The organism is Dyadobacter jejuensis, from assembly GCF_003149085.1.
Taxonomy (GTDB): Bacteria; Bacteroidota; Bacteroidia; order Cytophagales; family Spirosomataceae; genus Dyadobacter; species Dyadobacter jejuensis.
This window is the reverse complement of record NZ_QGDT01000063.1, coordinates 1-1,310: the sequence shown is the minus strand read 5'-3', so window position 1 is coordinate 1,310 and position 1,310 is coordinate 1. Positions and strand designations below refer to the sequence as shown.

3 protein-coding genes are annotated in these 1,310 nt (G+C 49.2%); all 3 read left to right on the top strand.

Features of this window, described 5'->3' with window-relative positions; all coding sequences use genetic code 11:
* Positions 1-285, top strand: a 285-nt coding sequence (locus CLV98_RS23615; RefSeq protein ID WP_158281329.1) for a hypothetical protein, incomplete at its 5' end; no start/stop codon positions are given.
* On the top strand, positions 285-1,106 hold the full coding sequence (locus CLV98_RS23250) for a hypothetical protein (protein ID WP_109678527.1): 822 nt from the start codon (positions 285-287) through the stop codon (positions 1,104-1,106). The genes CLV98_RS23615 and CLV98_RS23250, both read left to right, overlap by 1 nt.
* On the top strand, positions 1,096-1,310 hold a 215-nt coding region (locus CLV98_RS23245; RefSeq protein WP_146202360.1), incomplete at its 3' end, for a hypothetical protein. The genes CLV98_RS23250 and CLV98_RS23245, both read left to right, overlap by 11 nt.

The window sequence follows — 1,310 nt, the reverse complement described above, 5'->3', positions numbered from 1 at the left end:
GGCTTTCATCCGATTATAGCTGTGCTTATCGATAACAAAGAAGAAATTAGCAATACGGTTTACTCGGGTTCTGTCCGGTATTCTGATACTACTTTCCCAGCGAGCAGCAAAAATGTGGACGTATATTGCCTGTTCTCTAATCAACCGACGTTACCCTTCCGAATCCGGATTCCATCCAAGAACCTGACGAGCCCGACCCTTAATGGTCCACAAACTTATCGATTCGCTAACCTGGTCATCAATTGGGGAGATCCTGATTTGATCGTAATCGTAGAGCCAGCATAATGGATACGATCCGCTACCGAAACAAGACCTATAAAGGGCCAGCTGGTTGGAAGGACTGCCATCAGCTGCAATACGAAAAGTTGATTCCTTTTTGTCGCTTGCCTGCCGATGCTATAACCGATGAAATCTATGGCATGGCCGCTCGGCTTATTTTCAGGATCCGGCCCTTGGATTGGGCGCGCTGGAGATTAAGCCAGCTGCAGTGGGACGCTTTAAAGAAGCAGATCCAGTGGGTGTTTGCGATGCCTGAGGGTAAGCCCTTCGAGTATTTCGAGCATGACGGGATACGCTACCTATTGATGGACGAGCTCTTTGCCGACACCAGTGCCCTGGAGCTTTCCATGGCTATGATGGCCTACACCGATTTTGTTCGTCCGGACGATCGTGATCTGTCGGCCCTGGATCGGCTGCTGGCCACCATTTACCGCCCTGAGCGAAAGGATCTGAAGGCTTTTAAAAACTCGGAAGAGTGGAATGGAGATATGCGGGAGCCCTATAATGAGTCGCGTATGCTCATGCATGCCCAACACCTGGCAACCCTGAGCCTGGAAACCAAGACGATTTTGCTTACTTATTTTGAAGTACAGACCCGTTTGTTTTTGGATCAGTACGATGAGCTGTTTGGTGGGGATACCGAACCACGCTACAGCGATGGCCGCGGCTGGATCATGATGCTAAAAAACATTGCCAAGGAAGGACACTTTGGAAACTTCGACCAGGTATGCCGCCAGCCGGTACACCTGGTATTTGTAGCGGCCTTGGACGATACTTTAAACGCCGAAGAGATTCGGGAAAAACAAGAAAACGGATATGAATACTGAAATGGTTGTGATCAAGGACCTGATTACCTTAGAAGAGTTTTTTATACATGCCAGTCAGACCCTGGGCGGTATCGATGTGTTTCAGCATATCAGCGTAGGTCCCGATGGCCTGCAGGAGATGGGCCATCTTTTTGAAAAGACGATCCGGCCCGATCAGCTTGTCTGCACCTTCCAGGTTGCAGAAACGCCTTTGTATGATAACAG

Excerpts from the sequence above, each read along its gene's own strand:
- CLV98_RS23250 (WP_109678527.1), top strand. The coding sequence starts at position 285 with ATGGATACGATCCGCTACCGAAACAAGACCTATAAAGGGCCAGCTGGT.